This window comes from Actinocorallia herbida (genome assembly GCF_003751225.1).
GTDB classification, from domain to species: Bacteria; Actinomycetota; Actinomycetes; order Streptosporangiales; family Streptosporangiaceae; genus Actinocorallia; species Actinocorallia herbida.
This window is the reverse complement of sequence record NZ_RJKE01000001.1, coordinates 8,388,080-8,409,096: the sequence shown is the minus strand read 5'-3', so window position 1 is coordinate 8,409,096 and position 21,017 is coordinate 8,388,080. Positions and strand designations below refer to the sequence as shown.

14 protein-coding genes are annotated in these 21,017 nt (G+C 70.1%); 5 read left to right on the top strand and 9 right to left on the bottom strand.

The window, feature by feature from the left end:
* Window positions 1-5: 5 nt before the first annotated feature.
* A complete protein-coding gene (mptB, locus tag EDD29_RS38180) occupies window positions 6-1,502 on the top strand; it encodes a polyprenol phosphomannose-dependent alpha 1,6 mannosyltransferase MptB (RefSeq protein WP_123669056.1) in 1,497 nt (498 codons plus the stop codon).
* Between the two features lie 125 nt (window positions 1,503-1,627).
* Window positions 1,628-5,032: a bifunctional glycosyltransferase/CDP-glycerol:glycerophosphate glycerophosphotransferase gene (locus tag EDD29_RS38175; RefSeq protein ID WP_123669055.1), complete on the top strand. Its 3,405-nt coding sequence runs from the start codon at window positions 1,628-1,630 to the stop codon at window positions 5,030-5,032.
* Window positions 5,033-5,380: 348 nt separating this feature from the next.
* On the opposite strand, the gene EDD29_RS38170 is transcribed toward EDD29_RS38175, so the two are convergent.
* The 6 genes from EDD29_RS38170 to EDD29_RS38145 all read right to left on the bottom strand — a co-directional run bounded on the left by EDD29_RS38170 (window position 5,381) and on the right by EDD29_RS38145 (window position 13,774).
* Window positions 5,381-6,613: a phospholipase D-like domain-containing protein gene (locus tag EDD29_RS38170; RefSeq protein WP_148086236.1), complete on the bottom strand. Its 1,233-nt coding sequence runs from the start codon at window positions 6,611-6,613 to the stop codon at window positions 5,381-5,383.
* A 100-nt stretch (window positions 6,614-6,713) separates the two neighbouring features.
* Complete coding sequence (locus tag EDD29_RS38165; RefSeq protein WP_123669053.1) at window positions 6,714-7,976, bottom strand: FG-GAP repeat domain-containing protein; 1,263 nt, start codon at window positions 7,974-7,976, stop codon at window positions 6,714-6,716.
* A gap of 89 nt (window positions 7,977-8,065) precedes the next feature.
* Window positions 8,066-10,249, bottom strand: a complete 2,184-nt coding sequence (locus EDD29_RS38160) for a bifunctional glycosyltransferase/CDP-glycerol:glycerophosphate glycerophosphotransferase (protein WP_211360141.1) — start codon at window positions 10,247-10,249, stop codon at window positions 8,066-8,068.
* A 197-nt stretch (window positions 10,250-10,446) separates the two neighbouring features.
* The gene (locus EDD29_RS38155; RefSeq protein ID WP_246053213.1) at window positions 10,447-11,490 is read right to left on the bottom strand and encodes an acyltransferase family protein; all 1,044 of its coding nucleotides are present in this window, start codon (window positions 11,488-11,490) and stop codon (window positions 10,447-10,449) included.
* A 101-nt stretch (window positions 11,491-11,591) separates the two neighbouring features.
* Window positions 11,592-13,022 (bottom strand): LCP family protein, encoded by a 1,431-nt coding sequence (locus EDD29_RS38150; protein ID WP_123669050.1) that lies wholly within the window; start codon window positions 13,020-13,022, stop codon window positions 11,592-11,594.
* A gap of 17 nt (window positions 13,023-13,039) precedes the next feature.
* Window positions 13,040-13,774: a TIGR03089 family protein gene (locus tag EDD29_RS38145; protein ID WP_123669049.1), complete on the bottom strand. Its 735-nt coding sequence runs from the start codon at window positions 13,772-13,774 to the stop codon at window positions 13,040-13,042.
* A 125-nt stretch (window positions 13,775-13,899) separates the two neighbouring features.
* On the opposite strand from EDD29_RS38145, the gene EDD29_RS47920 reads away from it, so the two are divergent.
* Window positions 13,900-15,942, top strand: coding sequence for a hypothetical protein (locus EDD29_RS47920; RefSeq protein ID WP_281280984.1), 2,043 nt, complete (start codon window positions 13,900-13,902; stop codon window positions 15,940-15,942).
* A gap of 13 nt (window positions 15,943-15,955) precedes the next feature.
* Here EDD29_RS47920 and EDD29_RS38135 read toward each other — a convergent pair whose 3' ends face one another.
* A complete protein-coding gene (locus EDD29_RS38135) occupies window positions 15,956-17,494 on the bottom strand; it encodes an LCP family protein (RefSeq protein ID WP_123669047.1) in 1,539 nt (512 codons plus the stop codon).
* Between the two features lie 163 nt (window positions 17,495-17,657).
* Here EDD29_RS38135 and EDD29_RS38130 point away from each other — a divergent pair, with 163 nt between their 5' ends.
* Window positions 17,658-18,566 (top strand): glycosyltransferase family 2 protein, encoded by a 909-nt coding sequence (locus EDD29_RS38130; RefSeq protein WP_246053212.1) that lies wholly within the window; start codon window positions 17,658-17,660, stop codon window positions 18,564-18,566.
* Window positions 18,567-18,577: 11 nt separating this feature from the next.
* Window positions 18,578-19,651 carry a glycosyltransferase family 4 protein gene (locus EDD29_RS38125; protein WP_123669045.1) on the top strand — a complete coding sequence of 358 codons (1,074 nt, stop codon included), beginning with the start codon at window positions 18,578-18,580 and terminating at the stop codon, window positions 19,649-19,651.
* Between the two features lie 11 nt (window positions 19,652-19,662).
* Here EDD29_RS38125 and trxA read toward each other — a convergent pair whose 3' ends face one another.
* Window positions 19,663-19,986 (bottom strand): thioredoxin, encoded by a 324-nt coding sequence (gene trxA / locus EDD29_RS38120; protein WP_123669044.1) that lies wholly within the window; start codon window positions 19,984-19,986, stop codon window positions 19,663-19,665.
* Window positions 19,983-20,933, bottom strand: coding sequence for a lysylphosphatidylglycerol synthase transmembrane domain-containing protein (locus tag EDD29_RS38115; protein ID WP_246053211.1), 951 nt, complete (start codon window positions 20,931-20,933; stop codon window positions 19,983-19,985). The genes trxA and EDD29_RS38115 overlap by 4 nt, the downstream gene beginning before the upstream one ends.
* Window positions 20,934-21,017: the final 84 nt, after the last annotated feature.

Sequence of the window (21,017 nt, the reverse complement as noted above, 5' to 3'; positions counted from 1 at the left end):
TCACCATGTCCGCTAGCTCCCGTTGGGCCGGGGCGGCCGGGATCGCCGCCGCCCTGGTCGCGGTGGCGCTCGGCCTGGCCGCCTGCCTTCTCGGCCCGTCCAACGCGGTGCCGGAGAGCGGCGGCGGCTGGTCGCTGGACGCCGATCCGAGTGCCGCGCTGATCGTCGCGCTGACCTTCGGCATGGTCGGCTTCGGCACCGCGGGGGTCTGTCTGGGCCTGCTGGCGGTCCGCCGGGGTTGGCTGCCGTCACCGAGGATGCTGCTGTACGGCGGCCTGCTGGCCGCTCTGGCCTTCGCGCTCGCGCCGGTGGCCGGATCCACCGATGTGCAGAGTTATGCCCTGTACGGGCGAATGCTCCTGCTGGGCCATGATCCTTATCAGACGGTCCCGCAACTGCTGATCGATCTGCGCGATCCCGTCGCCGCCTACGCCCCGCAGGCGTGGCGGCAGACCCCGTCGGTGTACGGGCCGGTCTCGAACTGGCTGTTCGCCGGGGCCGCCTGGCTCGGCGGGACGTCCATGTTCGCGGTCGTCTCCGTGCTCAAGCTCGCCGCGGCCGGGGCGTTCGCGGTGGTCGCGGTGCTGTTGCACCGGATGGCCGAGGGCCCCGCGGCCAAGGTCAGGGCGCACCTCCTGTGGACCTGCAACCCGCTGATGCTCTGGGCCTGCGCGGCCGGCGCCCACAATGACGTGTTCGGCGCGGCCTTCATGGTCGCGGCCTTCGCCGTCTTCTTCCGGGCCTCCCGGCACACCCCGATGTGGGCCGCGGGAATGTACGCGGGCGCGCTGATCGGGCTCGCGGGCGGAGTCAAGGCGCCGTTCTTCATCGCGGGAGTGGGTCTCGCCTGGGTCGCGCGCCGCTCCCTGCCGACCCTCGCCGGACTGCTCGGCGGGGTGCTGGCGACCGGGCTCGGCTGCTATCTGATGGCCGGGCCGCGGGCGTTCGAGGTCCTGCTGGACAAATCCCAGGACGCCTCGCCCACCAATCCGTGGCGTTATCTGCCGCGCTGGGGGATCGACACCACACACTCCCAGATGAATCAGCTGGGCTATCTCGCCGCCGCGGTGATCGTCGCGGCGCTGCTGTGGAAACTCACCCCGGCGGCCACCCGTCAGGGGCAGGCCGCGCGGTTCGCCTTCGCGGTGTGCGCCGCGGTGCTCATCGCCTCGCCCGTCCAGCACCCCTGGTACGACCCGCTGATCTTCCCGCTGCTCGCGCTCGCGCCGCGCACGCGGATCGACGGACTGATGCAGATCCGGCTCGCCGTGGGATCCTTGGGCTTCCTGCCAGGGGTGCCGCAGTTCCGCGGCGACCCGTGGCCGGATCCGATGCCGTTCGTGCGCGATCCCGTGAACAACTGGTGGACCTCGGCAGCTCTGGGAATGATCATGTGCTTCGCCGTGATCATGGTGGTCATTCCGGAGCGAACCGCCCGTAGGGGCTCCGAGAAAAAGGATTCCACCGGAAAAACAGGAGTTCTCACCGCCTCGGGCGGGTGATCGGTCTTCCACACGGTGGGATGACCGGGCGCGGGGAATGGGTCACGTCGTACACTCCGCTGACCACTGAACGACAGCAAAACGCACGACTCGTGAACTGTCACCTAAATATGTGAGAACTCCTGATGATCAGTGTCATCGTGCTCGTCTCGGGCGACGAGCCGTTTCCGGGTGCGAGCCTGGAGTCGCTGGCCGGGCAGACCCACGCGGATTTCGAGGCGATCGTCGTCCATGACGGCGCCCTCCCCGCAGGGGAACTGCCCGACGAGCGCTTCCGGGCACTGCCCGGAACTGGACTGAGCCGGGGGGCCGCACGTGAGCTCGGCGTGGCCGCGGCCGAAGGGGAGCACCTGTTCTTCGTCGACGAGGGAGACCGGATCCCCGCCGACGCCCTGGAACTCCTGCACACCGCGCTCACCGGGTCCCGCGCGGACTTCGCGGCCGGGAACGTGGGCCTCATCACCGAAAACGGCGGCGTCTGGCGGTCCTGGATGCACCGGGGCCCCTTCGGCTCCCGCAAGCACGCGACGTCCCTGCGCAAGTCTCCCGGCCTGCTCAACGACAGGCTGGTGACGGCCAAGCTCTTCCGCCGGACCTTCTGGGACGCCGCCGGGCTGCGCTTCCCCGACGCCGACCGGCTCCCCGACCTCCCCGTCGCGGTGATCGCCTACCACCTGGCCGGCGCGGTCGAGGTGCTCCCCGAGTACACCGTCGAGCGGGCCGCCCCCCTCCAGCCGCCGCCCAGCACCGACCCGAACGACGCGGCCGAGGCCTTCGCCGCGGTCGCCGCGATCCGCGGCAGCCTCGACGGCAGGTGGAAGGCGCGCGAGCGTCGCGCGGTGGAACTCGCCCTGCTCGACCGCGAGCTGAGGGTCTTCCTCGACACCCTCCCCGACGCCGAGCCCGCGGCCCGTGCCAGGACCGTCGAGCTCGCCGCGGAGTTCGCCGAGACCGTCGAGCCCCGGGTCTTCGCCGAGCTCGGCGCGCTGAGCAGGCTGAAGTGGCATCTCGCCTCCCGGCGCCTGGTGACCGAGCTGGTGAAGGTCGTCCGGTACGAGCGGGGCGGCACGAACCCGTCGATCGTGCGGGACGGGCTGCGGCGCTACGTCGTCTACCCCTACTGGAAGGACGACGCCCTCGCCATCCCCGCCGCGGTCTACCGGGCGGGCGCCGAGGTGAAGCTGCGCGGCAGGGTCGAGGAGATCGCCTGGCGGGACGGGAAGCTCGCCGTGTCGGCGCAGGCCGACATCGCCTCGGTGGGGATGTCGCGGCGCTGGACGTCGGTCAAGGGCGTCACCCTGCGCCAGGGCAAGCGCACGATCCGGGTGCGGGCCAGGCAGTCGCTGCGCCGCAAGGCCTGGCGCGGGCTCGAGTTCACCGTGGACCCGGCCAGGCTGCGCCGGCGCGGCGTCTGGAAGGACGGCGTCTGGCAGGTCAAGGCGTGGGTCTTCGCCGACGGCCTGCACCGCGAGGGCCCGCTCAACGCGGGACCGACCGGTTCCGGGCTCTTCCCGCCTTACGGGTATGTGGCGGACGACGTCCGGATCGTCCCGGAGATGGTGGACAAGAAGCTGCGGCTGCGGGTCGAGACCGTCAAGGTCAAGGTCACCGGGCTGCGCTGGGACGGCGACGTGCTCGAGGTCACCGGCCGCGCGCCCGCGGCCGTGCCGGTGAAGCAGGGCAAGGGCAAGGGCAAGAAGGGCAGGCCCGCGCGGCTCACGCTCGTCCGGGGCGACCAGACCGCGGCCTTCCCGGTCGAGTTCACCGAGTCCCCGGGCCAGGCGGGGCGGGCGTTCACCGCCCGCATCGCCCTCGCCGACCTGCCCGAGGTGCGGCAGGACGAGGCCAAGCTCGACGACACCGTGGCCTGGCAGGTCCAGCTGGACGGCGTCCGGGCCGTCCTCGCCGAGGAGACCGAGCCCGAGCGGCGGCTCACCGGCGAGCGCGAGGTGATCGCCGGGCGCAACGCCTCCGGGTACGTCCAGCTCAGTCTGCGCACCGCCCGCTACCTGGTGGAGCGCGCCGAGCTCGCCGCCGACGGCGTGCTCACCCTGCACGGCGCCCACCCGGTGCACCGGGACGGCACCGTCGTGCTCCGGGCGCGCGGCCGCAAGCAGGACCTCGCCTTCCCGATGACGCGCGGCGAGACCGTCATCCCGCTCACCCGGATCACCTCGTTCGCCGGGACCCTCCCGCTGCGCGCGGGCAGGTGGGACGTGCTGTTCCGCGCCGGAGAGGCCCGGCCGCTGGCCGTCCGCCTCGACGACGACGCGGTGCTGCCCGAGGCGGTCGAGGTCGCCTTCCGGCAGTACGCGGTGGAGAGCCAGGGCGGCAAGGTCGTCCTGGACGTCGGCAACGACCTGAAGCCCGACGAGGCCGGCGCGTCGACCCGGATGCGCCAGGAGGCGAGGCTCAAGGTCAAGGAGGAGGGGCTGCGCGACGCGGTCCTGTTCACCTGCTTCAACGGCAGGCAGTACTCCGACAGCACCAAGGCCATCCACCAGGAGCTGGTCCGCCGGGGCAGCACCCTGAAGCAGCTGTGGGTCGTCGGGGACGGCCAGGTCGAACTGCCCCCGACGGCCAAGGCGGTGCGGCTCAACGGCCGCGACTGGCACGAGGCGATCCACTCCTCCCGGTACGTCGTCACCAACCACCGGATCGGCGACTGGTTCCGGCGGCACCCCGACCAGACCGTCCTCCAGACGTGGCACGGCACCCCGCTGAAGAAGATCGGCAGGGACGTCAAGGAGGTCCACTTCGCCTACGCGCCCGGCATGCAGAAGGCGCACGCGGCGACCGTCGGCGAGGTGAAGCTGCCGGAGTGGACGCACCTGGTGTCGCCCAACCCGTTCAGCACCAAGATCCTCAGCCGGGCCTTCAAGTACGAGGGCGAGATCATCGAGGCGGGCTACCCGCGCAACGACGTCCTGTACTCCCCGGACGCCGACGCGATCGCCGCGTCCGTCCGGGAGAAGCTGGAGATCCCCGACGGCAAGAAGGTCGTGCTGTACGCGCCGACCTGGCGGGACGACCAGTTCTACGGACAGGGCAGGTACAAGGCCGACTGGAACATCGACCTCGACCTGTTCGGCGAGGAGCTCGGCGACGACCACGTGCTCGTCGCCCGCCTGCACCCGAACGTCGTCGACGGAGCCCCCGACGCCCCGTTCATCCGGGACGCCTCGCTCTACCCCGACATCGCCGAGCTGTACCTCGCGGCGGACGTCATGGTGAGCGACTACAGCTCGGTGATGTTCGACTTCGCCAACCTGCGCCGCCCGATGCTCTTCTTCACCTACGACCTGGCCCACTATCGGGACAAACTCCGCGGCTTCTACTTCGACTTCGAGTCAGAGGCGCCCGGCCCCCTCCTGGAGACCACCGAGGCCCTCGTCGGCGCCCTCAAGAACCTCGACGTGGTCGCCGAAAAGTACCGAACCCCCTACGACGCCTTCCACACCCGCTTCTGCGCCCTGGAAGACGGCCACGCCGCCGCCCGCGTCGTCGACAGGGTCTTCGGCAAGCGATAGCCCACCCCGACCCAAGGCCCGCGCCCCTTCCCAGGGCCGCGGGCCTCTCCATATTCCGTCACCGCTGCGCGGCGGCGGCTACGTTCAGCGCGGCCCACGTGCCCGGCGTGGCCCGGTTCGTCCTGGCGCTGCTCGTGGAGCGTGCTCAATGACCTTCGTGCGACGGAGCAAGCACTTCCCTCGCGTCGGCGTCGGTTCCGGCTGTCGCTCTGCCAGGACGCCGTTCGCACGTGACGCCGAGGGCCGGACCGTCGACCGGGTGCCGGCAAGGGCTGATTTCGCCGCAGGAGCGCGGAAACGGCGCGGACCCGCGTCCCCGGAAGGGGCGCGGGTCCGCGGTCGTTCAGGTCACTTGCAGTTCGGGGCGGGGATGGGCTTGCCGAGGAACTGGGCCTTGGCCCGGGTGAAGTTGCAGACGTACTTGGCGTGGACCTTCTTGATGCCGGTCTTGCCGAGGTGCTTGATCTGGAGGATGGCTTCGTCGTCCTGGTGGAGGGAGCCCCAGGTCATGTTGGCGCTGCCGGTCCAGACCCACTTGCCGATCTTCGAGCCGAGCTTGCCGGAGATCAGGGTGTACTTGGAGTGCATGGGGTTGGGGCTGGTGTACTCGCCGAAGTCGTAGACCTTGACGCCCGCGTTGCGGAGCACCGGGATGACGGCGGTGCGGGTGCCGTCGGCCGGGTCGACGGTGGTCATGACCTCGACGATGCAGCCCTTGCGGACGAGGCCGGACAGGGCGGTGACGACCTCGTCGCGCTTGCTGTTGAACGCGCCCGTGGCGATCCGGATGTGGCTCTTGGCGGTCTTGCCCTTGGGCGTGGTGTAGACGCACTTGACCTGGCGCAGCGTCTTGGCGACCGGGTCGCTGGTCTGCTTGGCCTTGGGGAAGAACTGGACCGCGGACTCGGGGCTGGCGATCACGCCGCCGCGCTTCTTCCAGTAGTTCGCGACGGGCTTGCGGGCCCACAGGTCGTTGAAGTACTGGTCATAGGCGCGGTAGGTGCCCGCGGCGTTGGCCAGGACGACCGCGTCGTTCCAGTCCGTGGTGGTGCCGCCGGTCGCGTTGAGGTTCTGCGACGTCTGCACGACGACGTTCGAGGTGCCGCGGGTGTTGCTGAACAGGAAGAACTTGGTGTGGTTCAGCTTCTCGCCGATGCACGCGCGGGTCTCCGGGCAGGTGATCGCCTTGCCGCCGCCGATCGCGTCACGGACCCGCTCGAAGCCGGTCGGGGCGTAGTCGGGGCCCCAGCGCTTGAGGGAGTACTTGTCGGCGACGATCCGGACGTCGACACCGCGCCGGTCGGCCGCGATGAGCGCGTCGGCGATGCCGTAGGCGTTGGAGAACCGGTAGACGCTGATCCGGATCTTGCTGCCCGGCTTGGCGCCCTTCACCAGTTTGGTGATGCGGTTCTCGATGTTGCGCGCGCCCTTGTCGGTCATCGGGTTGTTGAACACGACGTGCGATTTCACTCCGCCGCCCGCCGTGGCCGACGTCGCGGGTAGCGCGGCGACCGTTCCTGCCGCCGCGACCGCCGCCAGCACCCCGGCGAGCCCACGTCTGTGACCCTTGCTCCTCAGCACCCCGAACCTCCCCAGCCCCGTACAAGAACATCAGCGCGTGACATTACCGGATCATCGCCGAGCTTTCTGAGGAAAGTCGGGCATTGGTCATCACATCGCCTCATGCGGGGCTGTCCATAATGGGCGCCCAGGACGCGCCGGAGAGGCCCCACGCCGCAGGGATGATCTTGCCCGGTTCGGCCGAGGTGAACCGCTTGCCGGTGTTGCGCAGCACGTAGAGCCGCTGTTCTCCGGCGGCGGCCACGACGAGTTCGGGGGAGCGGCCGCCGGAGAAGTCGACGAGCGCGACGGCCGAGCCGAAGCGGTCGGTGCCGCGCGGCGTCGCGTGCAGGGCCGCCTGCCCCTGGTGGAACGCCTGCGGGTCCTTGATCCGGATGCCGTTCTCGGCGCTGTAGAGGACGACCACCCGCCCGGACGCCTGCGGCCCGCCGCCGGGCTGGCCGAGGACGAGGTCGTCGCGCCCGTCCCGGTCGACGTCGCCGACCGCGAGGGACGACTCCGGGTGCGCGGTGAGCGGCTTGCCGGGGAACCCGATCTCCTCTCCGGTGACATGGCGGACGGTGTGCAGCCCGCCGGAGTGCCCGTGCCTGATCTCGACGGTGTCGCCCCCGTACTGGAGGGCGATGTCGGCGTGCCCGTCGTTGTCGAAGTCGCCGGTGGCGGCGGTGACCGGAGCCGTCCAGGTGACGTACTGGGGCGTCCGGACGGGCGTGCCGAAGCCGCGCCGGCCGCCGCGGAACAGGAGGTCGTCACCGTCCCGGTCGGCGAGGTACAGGTCGTCGAACCCGTCGCCGGTGACATCGGCGGCGACGGGCGTCACCGCGCAGGCGCTCTCGCCGGGGAACTCGGTGTTCGCTCTGGGGGCGCCGCGGCGCACGTCGAGGAAGACGCGGGTGTCGGCTCCCGCGGTCGCGACGAGGTCGGGCCTGCCGTTCCCGTCGAAGTCCCCGGCGGCGAGGAGGCGCGCCGCCCCCGGCGTCGCGTGCGGCACGGGGAGATGGGCCCGCCGCCCGGAGAGCCCCTTGGCCGACCCGTAAACGACGGTCACGCCCCGGGCCGCTTTCCCGGTCGTCGCCAGATCGGCGTACCCGTCCCGGTCGAAGTCCGCCGAGACCGACGTCTCGGCCGGGGTCGTGCCCTTCCGGGTGGAGAGATGCCGGACCTTCCCGTCCCCGTAGCGCACCGTCACGACGCCGAGCGGCCCCTTCCCCTTGCGCAGCGAGGGCGACAGCACGACGAGATCGCCGCGTCCGTCGCCGTCGAAGTCCCCGGGCTTCGCGGGCCGGGCGGCGGCCGAGGCCGCGGCGCCGGGGAGCGCCGCGGCGAGCAGGACCCCGGTCAGCAGTGCCGAAATGTGCCTCATATGCGAAGAACCCTTCCTCCCGACGGACGCGCTGCGTGAGACGCGTTTTCGGGAGGAAGGGTTCGGACTTAATACGCTTTTCGGGCTATTTACCGGACGGGCTTGGGGAGTTGCTGGCCGAGGTAGACGCGGCGGACGACGCGTTCCGCGGCGCTGCCGTTGTCCCAGGGGCAGTAGCGGGCGCGGAACTCGACGCGGTCCTTGGCCGCCGAGCCGCCCCAGGCGGCGCCGGTGAGGAAGGCGTCGGTGAGTTCCTCCGGGGTCTGCGCGAACACGCCGGGGGGCTGCTGCGACAGGTCGAAGTTGACGCCCCGGGTGCGCTTGTAGGTGTCCCAGTCGTTCGCGTAGATCACGATCGGCCGGTCCTCCAGGACCGCGTAGTCGAACATGATCGACGAGTAGTCCGTGATGAGCGCGTCGGACGCGATCATCAGGTCCTCGACGGTCGGGTAGCCCGAGACGTCGATGATCCGGTCCTCGGGCAGGCCGCGCTTCTTCGGCTTGTAGAAGTAGTGCGCGCGCAGCAGCAGGACGTAGTCCGGGCCCAGCGTCTTGGCGAACTCGACGAGGTCGAACTGCGGCGCGAACCGCTTCATGTAGTCGCGGTGCGTCGGCGTGTAGAGGATCGCCTTCACGCCGGGCTTGATGCCGAGTTCCGCGCGCAGCCGGGTGCGCTCGGCCTCGGTCGCCCGCACGAGGCGGTCGTTGCGCGGGTAGCCGACCTCGAGCATCTCGTAGGAGCAGGGGAAGCCCCGGTCCCACGCCTCGCTGGACAGCAGGTTGGACGACACCAGGTAGTCCCAGCGGTCCGCGCGCATGATCAGCTCGCGGAAGTCCATGTCCCCGGCCGAGACGGGGAAGTCCATCTGGTCCAGGCCCATCTTCTTCAGCGGGGTCCCGTGCTGCGTCATCACGTGGACCTGGCCCTTGCGCTTGACCGGGTCGTCGGTGAAGTTCACGTTGTTCACGAAGTACTTCGCCCGCGCCATCAGCCGCGAGTGCGCCCGCGAGCCGGCCACCACGTAGGGGACGCCTTCGGGCATCTCCTTGTGGGAGCCCTTGCGGACCACCCACACGCCCTTGATCTGCGGCGCGAGCTCCTTCTGCTTCTCGTAGATCGCCGCGGGGTTGCAGGCGTAGCCCCGGTACCAGTACGCCGCGTAGACGGCGAGGTTCGGGTCGAGCGGCATGCGGAGCTGGATCCGGTAGTAGACGCCCTTGGCCTTGCCCTTGGCGAAGTTGATCGCGCGCCGGGCCTGCCGCTTGGTCTTGCGCAGCCGCTGCTTGGCCGCCAGCCGCTGCTCGTTGAGCCGCTTGGAGGTGGCGAACGCCCGGTAGTTGTTCTTCTCGATCAGCTTGTACTTGGCCGCGAGCTGGGCGTCCTCGGGCAGCACGTGCGCCTTCGGGCGGTAGGTCTTGTAGATCTTCGACATCCCGGCGAAGAACTTCGCGCGGTCCTCCGGCAGTACCCGGTCGCCGCGGCCGAGGATGATCAGCAGATGCCAGATCGTCCGGTCGAACATCAGCGGACGGTACTGGTCGGTCTCGGGATGCCGGTCCATGAACGCGAAGATGCGCTCGTACTGGGCGAAGGCGTCGAAGTGCTTCTTGCCGCCGGTGCGGGTGATCGCGCCGCGGCGGCGCTGGCGGTAGATGTAGACGACCTCGTCGAGGAGGCTGAGCTTGTCGGCCGCCATGAGGATCGGGTAGGTGACGTTGATGTCCTCGTAGTACCCGCCGCTGAACTTGATGCCGAGGTCGACCAGGAAGTCCCGGCGGATCGCCTTGTTCCAGGCGGTCATCATCAACTGGAGGACGCTCGCGCGGTCCTTCAGCGCGAAGACCTCGGGGGCGGGGGGCTCACGGAACAGCTTGTTGATGACGCTGCGCTGCACTTTGCCGTGCCAGTACGAGCGCGCGTAGTCGAAGATCAGGACGTCGGGGCGGGTCTCGTGCAGCCGGTCGTAGACCGAGGACATGGCGCCGTCCGCGGCGTAGTCGTCGCTGTCGAAGAACCAGACGTACTCGCCCGTCGCCAGGGAGAGGCCCACGTTGCGGGCCTCGCCGAGGCCCACGTTCTGCTCAAGGTGGACGACCCGCAGCCGCGGATCGCGCAGCGCGTACTCGTCCAGAATGGCGCCGCAGCCGTCCGGGGACTTGTCATCAATCGCGATCACTTCGAGGTCGGGGCACCCCGGGTAGAGGATCGAGTCGAGGCACTGGCGGAGGTAACCCTGGACGCCGTGCACGGGCACGATGACACTCAGGAACACGCTGCTCATTCCAGATGAATCCGTTTCCAGCAATGGAGGCTTGGCCGGCGGCAGGCCTGCCGCGAGTCTACCGAGGCGTCGACCGTGCGCTGATGATCACGATCACGCATGCGGCATCCGACGACTCTACAGACTTCCGGACCGCGTCAAGCTACGTTCATCTGCCCGATGGGTACCTGTAATAAGCGTGTTCTGCATCACTTACTGACGAAAGCCCAGCTTGCCCTGGGTTCTACCGCCCAGCGAAAGATCTTCTGGACCGGCGGAGTGCACAGCGCGGTGCCCAGGACCACCGCGAAAACGACGGTCGCGGCGAGTCCCCACGGGGTCTGGAACACCGCGGCCTCGTCCCAGCCCTGGAACTGGGCGTATTTGATGAAGAACCCGTGCAGCAGGTAGGAGAAGATCGTCGCCGCGCCGAGGTCGGTGAACCAGGCGCGGCGCCGCGGCACGACGGCGAGGAACGCGGCGACCAGGACGACCGCGACGACCATCATGCCGAGCCGCATCGCGGTGCCGGTGACCCAGTCGACGTTGAAGACCTTGTGGGTGTCGCGCCAGTAGAACCAGCGGTAGTCCACCCGGTCCTTGATGAGGAACGCGCCTGCGAATCCGGCGGCCAGGACCGCGGCGCCGACGATCCGGGCGCCGGGGCGGCGCACCAGGTCGAAGTGCGCGGGGCGCAGGCACAGGCCGAGGACGTAGAAGGGCGCGAGGCCGAAGACCCGGTGCATCTCCAGGTCGGTGGCCAGCGGCGCGGTGTAGGCCAGCAGGGAGATCCCGACCGCGACGGCCAGGGGCCACCGGATCTGCTGCCACACCGGGGTCGACAGCCGCCACAGGAACAGCGCGAGCAGGAACCAGGTGAGGTAGATCGGATCGAGGAGGCTGATCTCCAGCTGCTTCTTGTCGTTGAAGTGCCACTCGAACAGCGAGTACCCGATCTCGAAGATGAGATAAGGCGCGCCGACCGCCGTCAGCAGGCGCTGGGCCTTGCGGCGGCTGAACGAGAACGACCGCGAGAAGTACCCGGTGATCACGATGAACAGCGGCATGTGGAACAGGTACAGGAACGTGTACACGCCCTCGGCGACGCCGTAGCCGCGCATCCCGGCGAGCGCGTGCCCGAGGACCACGAGGATGATCGCCAGGTACTTCGCGTTGTCGAAGAACGGGTCGCGCGTCTTGGGCGCCGGGGCGGCCGCTGAGGGCGCCTGTCCGGGTACTGCGGTCTGCGTCAAGGTGGATCCCACATGAGAGCCTGCTGAAAGGTGCATGAGAACCTAGCAGCGCGGCGTCTCCGTGGAACACGGGGAAATCACCGAATATTAACGGTCGCCGATCAGGTCTTGGCGCAGATGTTGTCGTTGGCCTTGATCTCGCCGTCGAGCTTCTTCGGCAGCTTGGTCTTGGTGACCAGGCCGGTCCAGCCCGGACCGAGGACCAGGTGGACGGTGCCGGCGGCGACCTTCGACGACGCGACGGGCTTGGCCCCGGAGACCTGCTTGGCCAGCGTGTTCGCCGCGGCCTCCGCGCCCTCGCCGTACAGGATCTGGGTCTCGGTCGGCAGTTCCTTGGGGTTGCCGACGGACAGGACCTGGAACTCCTTGGCGGTGAGCGCCTCGCCGGTGCGGGCCGCGGCGCCCTCGATGCCGCTGCCGTTGAGCACCTTCACCTTGACCTGGGCGGCGGGGACGGTCTCCGCCTTCTGGTTCATGTCCTCGATCTCGTTGTCATTGGCGATCTGCGAGAAGAAGGTGTTGGCGTCGGGCTGGGCGAGGGCGACCCGGTTGGGGTCGGGCGCGTACGCGGCGTAGGGCACCGTCACGAAGCGGATCTTGTTGACCTCGACGTCCTTGAGCTTGGTGCCGAGGTCGGCCATCGCCGTGATGGTGAAGTCCTGGTCCACCTCGACGGTCTTGGTGACCGATTTCAGCAGCCCGTTCAGCTTCCCGGGGTTGCCCAGGACGCCCTGGCTGAGGGCCTTCTTGGCGACCGAGCCGAGGAACTGCTGCTGGCGCTTGACGCGGCTGAGGTCGGAGCCGTCGCCGAGGCCGTGCCGGGCGCGCACGTACGCCAGGGCGGTCTCGCCCTTGACGGTGTGCTTGCCCTTCTTCAGGTTCAGTTTGCTCTGCGGGTCGTTGACGTCGTTCGGCAGGCAGATCTGGACGCCGCCGATCGCGTCGACTACGCCCTTGAACCCGGCGAAGTCGACCACCGCGGCGTGGTCGATGTGGATGTTGGTGATCGTCTGGATGGTCTTCCAGGTGCACTCGACGCCGCCGATGCTGAACGCCGAGTTGATCATCGCGGTCTGCGGGGCCGAGGTGCCGCCGTCGGGGGTGTCGCAGGCGGGGATGTCCACCATGAGGTCGCGCGGGAAGCTGATGCCGGTCACCGCGCCGCCGCCGGGGGACAGGTGCATGAGGATCGTCGTGTCCGCGCGCGGGGTCTCCTCGGCGAGGCTCTTGCCGTACTTCTCGTTGTCCTTGCCCTGCCGGGAGTCCGAGCCGAGGAGGAGGATGTTGACCGCCTCGTTCAGCTTGGGCACCGCGTTGGCGACCCCTTCGTCGATGTCGACCCGGGTGATCCGGTGGTCCAGGTAGCGGACATAGCCGTAGGCGGAGATGCTGCCCAGGACGAGGACGCCGGACAGGGCGATCGATGTCCAGCCGAGCGCCTTCCAGCCTTTGGAGACTCCCCTGTTCTCCAGGGTCTCCGGCTCCGGCGCCTTCGCGTCTTCGGCGTAGTCGAGATACAGGGGGCTGTTCATGGCTCCACGAGAGTAGGTCACGGGAGACGGCGCACGTTGGCGTACGGCGTTTCCGGTCCGGCTACTGCGGTCACATGCTCCGTTTCGATCCTGCGCGGCATCAGATCATCGTCAAGGTTGCGACAAAGTATGACCGATCCTTCGGCGCGGAGCGGGGCGAGCAGCCCGGAGATCAGACTCGGCGCGTCGGTGAACGGGGCGGTCACCAGAACCCGATCATCGGCGCGCAGGCTGTGCTCACGGAGGAATGAGACTATTTCGGTATCTAGCTGTGATGTGGAGAATGTGGCGTTCGTCACAGTCAGCTGCGGGCCGGCGTGCACGTACGGAGAGAAGCGGTCTCCGTACGCTCTGACCTCGACGGCGTAGTCGGTCACCCAGGCGGGGGCGTCCTTGAGCGGGGCGCCCATGGCGTCCAGGGACAGCCCGACGACCTCCTCGGGCCAGTCCGGCGCGGAGCGCGGGTCATCGGTGACCCAGACGCCGTCCTCCTCGCGGACCGCGTCCCGGCCGAGGACGACCTCCTGGCCCGTCCACCACGCGGCGAAGATCCACACCGCGGTCTGCCAGTGCAGGGGCAGATCGAGGACGACCCGGCCGCCCGGCGCCGCGCCGAGCCCGTCCACCAGCAGGTTCGCCGTCTTGGCGATCCAGTTGTCGAACGTGCGGCGGGAGAACTCCAGGCGCTCGCCCGAGGCGTCGTCGTAGAACGTCACCAGCGGGCGCTGGGCCGATCCGCGCATGAGATCCATGGCGGAAGGGTACCGACGTCTCTCCGTGACCCGTCGTGGGAAGCGCACGCGGCGTGGGAAGCGGATTTCGTGCGGGAGGCACGCTTCACGGTTTTCACATGGGGCACCCGTTAGCCTGCTGCACCGTGACAACCCGAGCGGTACCGCCCAGCGCGTTGGCGCGCGTCAGCGTCGTGCCCGTCCTGCTGGTGGTCGCCTGGCTCGTGGTCGGGCTGCCGCTGCTGCTGCTCGGCACCTTCACGATCGGGCCCGCGCTCGCGCTCTTCCCGTTCGCCGCCGCGGCCGCGCTGGCGGTCGGGCTGCACGGCGCGCCGCGCGTGCCGCAGGGCCCCGGCCTGGACCCGCGCTGGAGCTGGTGGCCGCTCGCCGGCGTCCTCCTGGTGACCGTGCTCTTCCTCGCGGTGCAGCTGGAGTTCAACTCCGAGCAGGTCATCGTGCGGCGCGACCCGGCCACCTACGCCCAGTTCGCGGCCTGGCTGAACGGGCACGGCGCCCTGCCGATCTCGCCGTCGCTGTGGGCGTTCGGCGGGCCCGATCCCGTCCTGCGGTTCGACAGCCCCGGCTTCTACGCCGAGAGCGGGGGCACCGAGATCGTCCCGCAGTTCATGGCGGGGATGCCGCTGCTGCTGGCGCTCGGCGGCTGGATCGGCGGGACGGGCGCGCTGCTGGCCGTCGCGCCCGTGCTCGGCGCCTTCGCGGTGCTGACGTTCGGCGGGCTCACCGCCCGGCTCGTCGGGCCGCTGTGGGCGCCGGTCGGCGCCGCGGCGTTCGCGCTGTGCTGGCCGGTGATGTTCGTGTCGCGCGCGACCTACAGCGAGTCCGCGGCGCTGGTGCTGCTGCTCGGCGGCCTGTGCCTGCTGCACGACGTGCGCGACCTGCGCGGGGGCAGGGCGCGCGCGTTCCTCGCGGGCCTGGCGTTCGGGCTCGTGGTGCTGGTCCGGATCGACGGGCTGCGCGACATCCTCCCGGTGATCGTCTTCGCCGGGGTGCTGTTCGCCCGGCGCAGGCGCACCGGGCTGCCGCTGGCCGCGGGCGTGGCCGTCGGCGCGGGCGCGGGGCTGGCCGAGGGCTACCTCCTGTCTCGGCCCTACCTCACCTACCTCGGCGGCTCGCTGCTGCCGCTGCTCGCGGTCACCGGCGCGACGGTCCTCGGCACCGCGGCGATGGCCGCGCTGTGGCGGTGGCGGCCGGTGTCGTTCCGGCGCGGCGGCGACTGGGTCGCGCGCGGCCGGATCCCCGACCTCGCCGCCGCCCTGACCGTCCTGATCATGATCGGCTTCGCGGTCCGGCCGTACGTGCAGACGGTCAGGCGGATCCCGACCAACGCCGAAGACGAGTTCAACTCCGAGTACATCGCCTATATCCAGAAGACGATCGGGCTGCCGGTCGACGGCGCCCGGCAGTACACCGAGCTGTCGCTGCACTGGGTCGCCTGGTACGTCGGCGTCCCCGCGCTGATCCTCGCCACCGCGGGCGCGGCGCTGCTGCTGCGCCGGCTGCTGAGGCGCGCGTCCCCCGAATGGGTGCTGCCGTACGGGCTGATCGCGCTGACGACCGTCGCGACCCTGCTGCGGCCCGGGATCACCCCCGACCATCCGTGGGCGTCGCGCCGGCTGGTGTCGGTCGTCATCCCCGGGCTGCTGCTGTTCGCGGTGTGGGCGCTGGCGTGGGCGACGCGCCGGGTCCGGCGCACCGGCTACGGCAGGGCGGTGGCGTTCCTGTTCGCCGCGGCGGGGACGCTCGCGCTGACGTTCCCGATCGGGGCCGCGTCGGCGGGCCTGGTGTTCAAGCCGGTCGACCAGGGGGAGAGCGCCGCGGTGCGGGCGCTGTGCCATGAACTCGGCCAGGGCGTGACCGTGCTCATCACCGAGCGGGTCACCGCCGACCGCTTCTCCCCGGTGCTGCGCGACTCCTGCGGCATTCCGACGGCCCGGGTCGACGGCGCGGCCAAGGCCGACGTGGACCGGGTCGCCGCGCGCGTCCTGGCCAAGGATCGCAGGGCCGTGGTGCTCGGTGCCAACGCCTCCGACGTCTCCCCTTACGGCGATCCCGTCCAGGTGGTCGACCTGCGCACCCGTCAGGACGGGCACGCCCTGGAGTCCCGGCCCCGCTCGACCTGGTCGCTGACCATCACGGTGTGGATGGCCGAGATCGTCCAGGACGGCTGACGCCCGGGGGCGCTCAGGTGGTCGTGCCGCCGGCCTTGCAGATGTCGTCGGAGGCCGTGACCTCGTCGTCGACCTCGGGGATCGAGGAGGCGGCCGAGCCGAGGCCCGCGTAGTCGGCGCCGAGGTAGAGGTGGACGGTGCCCGCCTCGAGGGTCGCGTCGAGCTTCGGGGTCACGTCCGGGAGCAGCTTGCCGAGCAGCGCCGCCGCGGCCTCGCCGCCGGTGCCGTAGGCGATGACCGTCTTCTCCAGGGCGCCGTTCTGGTAGCTGCCGGTCGAGCCGAGCGAGGCCTGGTACTTCTTGGTGGTGAGGTCGGTGACGGCGCGGCCCGCGAGGCCCTGCCGGTCGGTGCCGTTGTAGACCTTCACGACGACGTCCGCGGCCTTCACCTTGGGAGTGTCGGCGGCGGGGGCCGCGGCCTCTCCATCGGCCGCCGCCTCCGTCGCGGTGGGCTTCTTGGGCTTGGTGTTCTTCGGCACCTTGTTGTCGCGGCGGATCGCGTCGAACAGCTCCTGGGCCTTGTCCTCCTGCCAGAACACCACGCCGGCGAGGCTCGCGTCCGACGCCCGCTCGGCCTCCGTCGCGTACCGCCAGGGCACGGTGACGAACTTGATGCTGTCCGGGCGCAGGCCCTTGACCTTGGTGGCGAGGTCGGTGATCTCGGTGGAGTTGAAGCCCTCGTCGGTCTTCAGTGACTTGGTCGCAGCGTTGACGAAGCCGAGGAGCTTGGTCGGGTTGGTGAGGATGCCCTTGCTCGTCACCTTCTGCACGATCGAGCTCATCAGCTGCTGCTGGCGCTGGATGCGGCCGAGGTCGGAGCCGTCGCCCAGCTTGTAGCGGGTGCGGGCCCAGCCGAGCGCCTGCTTGCCGTTGATCTTCTGCTTGCCGGCCTTGGGGATCACCAGCTGGGCCTTGGGATCCTCGAACGCGATCGGCGAGCAGATCTCGACGCCGTCGAGCGCGTTCACGATGTCCTTGAAGCCGGTGAAGTCGACCTTCACATAGTGGTCGATCCGAATCTGGGTGAGGCTCTCGATCGTCGCCCAGGTGCAGTAGGCGCCCGCGTAGGCGAAGGCCGAGTTGATCTTGTCGGTGCGGGCGCCGATGGTCTTGCCGGAGTGGTCCTTGCACTCGGGGATCGAGACCCAGGAGTCGCGCGGGAAGCTGATGGCGGTGGCCTTCTCGCCGCCCGCCGACAGATGCAGCACGATCGCGGTGTCGGAGCGCTCGCCCTCGATGTGGCTGCCGTAGCCGCCGTTCTTGCCCGCGCGGGTGTCGGATCCGAGGACGAGGATGTTGACGGAGCTGTCGAGCTTCTTGGGGCGGTTGGCCTCGATGATGTTGCCCGGGTCCGTCTCCTGCTTGATGTTCCCCGCGAACTTGTAGTAGAAGCCGTAGGCCGTCAGGCTGCCGAGGACCAGGCAGGCCGCGAGCCCGATGGACACCCACTGGATGATCTTCCAGGCCTTGCCTTGCGGGGCTGTCGTGTCGTAGGCGCCGCTGATCTCCGGGGTCTCCAGAAATTCGAGGTCGTAGTCGATTCCGCCGCGCATGAACCCGCCCGAGTCCCGGAGTGTTTCAAGGTGTGCAGCAGTATGGCGGAAGTGTTCGGTTCTTGTCGTCGTGTCCGGTGTGATGCGGAGAATTCCGTGATCATCGGTGTTTGTTTGTCCGGATTCCGGGGTGGCGGCGCGGGGATCGGTAGGCTTGGGCGCCGTGAGCCCCGAGCAGCAGTCCGTGCACGTCACCGTCGTCCTGCCCTGTTACAACGAGCAGGACCATGTCGTCGACGAGGTCGAACGCATCACCAAGGCGTTGGACGCCAGCGGCCAGACCTATGAGCTGCTCGCGTTCGACGACTGCTCCACCGACGAGACGCTCGCCCGCCTCCGCGAGGCCGAGCCGCGCTTCCCGCACCTGCGCGTCATCCCGTTCCACCACAACAGCGGGTCGGGCACGATCCGGCGGGTCGGCAGCCAGCAGGCGCGCGGCGAGATCGTGGTGTGGACCGACGCCGACATGAGCTACCCCAACGACCGGATCCCCGAGCTCGTCGAGATCCTCGACACCGACCCGACCGTCGACCAGGTCGTCGGCGCGCGGCGCACCGAGGAGGGCACGCACAAGCTGCTGCGGGTCCCCGCCAAGTGGATCATCCGCAAGATCGCCGAACGGCTGTCCGGGTCGGCGATCCCGGACCTGAACTCCGGGCTGCGCGCGTTCCGCCGCGAGGTCGCCAGGCCCTATCTTCGGCTGCTGCCGCCCGGGTTCTCCTGTGTCACCACGATCACCCTGGCGTTCCTGTGCAACCAGCACGGCGTGCGGTACCTGCCCATCGACTACGCCAAGCGCGCGGGCACGTCGAAGTTCCACTTCACCAAGGACGCCTACCGCTACATCCTCCAGGTGCTGCGGATGATCATGTACTTCAACCCGCTCAAGGTGCTCATGCCGCTCGCGCTGTGGCTGCTCGGCCTCGCGGTGGTGAAGGGCCTGCTCGACCAGTTCACGCACAACCTGCTGTACCTGTCGAACAACACCATGCTCATGTTCATGAGCGGGCTGCTCACCGCGTCCCTCGCGCTGCTCGCCGACCTCATCGTCCGCTCGCGCGGCGACGCCTAGGGCCGCGGCGGATGCGGATCGCGCTCGTCGGCCCGGCCTTCCCCTACAAGGGCGGCGGGGCACGGCACACCACGGAGCTGGCCCGCCGCCTCGCCGCGGCGGGGCACGAGGTCGTCCTCGAGTCGTGGAAGGCGCAGTACCCGGGGTTCCTCTATCCGGGGCAGCAGACGATCGACGTCCCCGAGGGCGACCTCTTCCCGGGCACCCACCGGAGGCTGTCGTGGCGCCGCCCTGACGGGTGGTACCGGACGGGCAGACGGCTGCGCTCCTACGACCTCGTGGTCTTCGCCGTCCTGTCGTCGGTGCAGGTGCCGGCCTACCTGGGGATCCTGCGCGGAATGGGCCGCGCCGCCCGGCAGCGGGCGGTGGCGCTGTGCCACAACGTCCTGCCGCACGAGCCCAAGCCCTACGACCGGCCGCTCATGCGGGCGCTGCTCGGCAGGGTCGGGGCGGTCCTCACGCACACCCCTGAGCAGGCCGCCCTTGCCGGGAGCCTGACGGACGCGCCGGTGGCGGTCGCGGAACTGCCGATGCACCTGCCCGCGGCGTCGCAGGAGGGCGCGGGACGGGTCGGGGGAAGCGGGCTGCTGTTCTTCGGGATCGTCCGGCCCTACAAGGGGCTCGACGTCCTGCTGCGCGCGCTGCCCGAAGGGGTGCGGCTGACCGTGGCGGGGGAGTTCTGGGCGGGACTCGAAGAGGCGCGGGAGCTGATCGGCGCGCTGGGGCTGTCCGAGCGGGTGGATCTCCGGCCGGGATACCTCCCCGCGGAGGAGATCCCCGGGATACTGCGCGCCGCCGACGCCCTCGTCCTTCCCTATCGCGCGGCCACGGCCTCCCAGAACGTCATGATGGCGTTCGAGCACGGCGTGCCGGTCGTCGCGACGCGGGTCGGGGGGTTCGCGGCGCAGATCCGGGACGGGGTCGACGGGGTGCTCGCCGAGCCGGACGACGCCGCGTCGCTGCGCGCGGCGATCGAGAAGCTGCTGGCCGATCCCGACGGGTTCCGGGCGAGGGTGGTGCGTCCCGATCCGGAACCCGTCTGGACGGCCTACCTGGCGGCGCTCACGGGCCCTCGGGCCCGGTAGGCGCCGACCGGCTAAAGGTGCGGGTCGATCGCGCTGAGCAGGGCGCGCTTCGGCTTCGCCCCGACGATCTGGGCCACCACCTCGCCGCCCTTGTAGAGGTTGAGGGTGGGGGCGCTCAGGATCCCGTAGGCGCGGGCCGTCTCGGTGCTGCTGTCGATGTCGACCTTGACGATCTTGAGTCGTCCGGCGTACTCGGCGGCGATCTGCTCCAGCACGGGGGCGACCATCTTGCAGGGAGCGCACCATTCGGCCCAGAAGTCCACGAGGACGGGAAGGTCGGCTTCAAGCACCTCTGCTGCGAAGTTCGAGTCGGTGGCCGTGGTCGTTGCGGTCACGAGGTCTCCTCAAGGCGGTGGTCGTCCTCGGGGACAAGGCCGCGCGGCGCCGGTTGATTCCCGCTCCGCGGGCTTTCCTGGGGCGCTTTCTGGAGCCGTCCCACGCCCGCCCAGATCAGGTCGGCGATCGTGAGGACGGCGCGCGAGGCCAGGGCCAGGACGAGCGCGTCGGCCTGCCCCATCACGGGGCCGAGGGCGAGCACGAGGGCGGCCTCCCGGGCGCCGAGGCCGCCCGGCGCGAGGATCACCAGGAACCCGACGACGTAGGCCAGCGCGTACGCGCCCCCCGCCAGCAGCACGGACCCCGAGGGCGCCAGCAGCCACAGGTGGACCGCGAAGAACAGCCAGCCCAGCAGGGTCCAGGCCACCGCAGCGGCCATCGCGCGGGCCGGGACGGCGCTGTCCAGCACTGGCCTCCGCACGAGGCGCAGCGCGAGGTTCAGCGCCCAGGTGACGACCCGGGGGTGCAGGCACGCCAGCAGCACCGGGGTGAGCGCGGCCGCCCACCAGTAGGCGCGCAGGGCCTCTGCCGAGGTCAGCGGCAGTGCGGCGGCCGCGGTGAGGCACCCCGTGGCGACGGTCGTGGCCATCGCCAGGACCGTCGCGCTCGCCGACGCGGTGCGGGCCACGCCGTAGGGCCGGGCGAGCTCCACCTGGCCCACCAGCGCCCAGACGGAGCCGGGCACGTACTTGCCGAGCTGGCCGAGGAACATGATCCTGGTGGTGGCGCGGACCGGCAGGGGGGCTCCGCACCCGGCGAGCAGGGCCCGCCAGCCCAGCATCCAGCAGCCGAGGCCCGCGAGGCCCGCGGCGAGGGCGCCGACAAGAGCGCTGGGGGACATCCGGGACAGGGCGTCGACGATCGACGGCCACTGGGACGCGATGCCGTACAGGCAGCACCCCAGCGCGGTCAGAACGAAGATCGACTTGAGCCGGCGGGAGTTCACTCGGCCAGCCTACGGGGGAGAACGCTCCGAGTAGGCTCTGTGATCTGCTCCGGACGGTCGGGTCAGACGCTGTCAGAAAGGTGT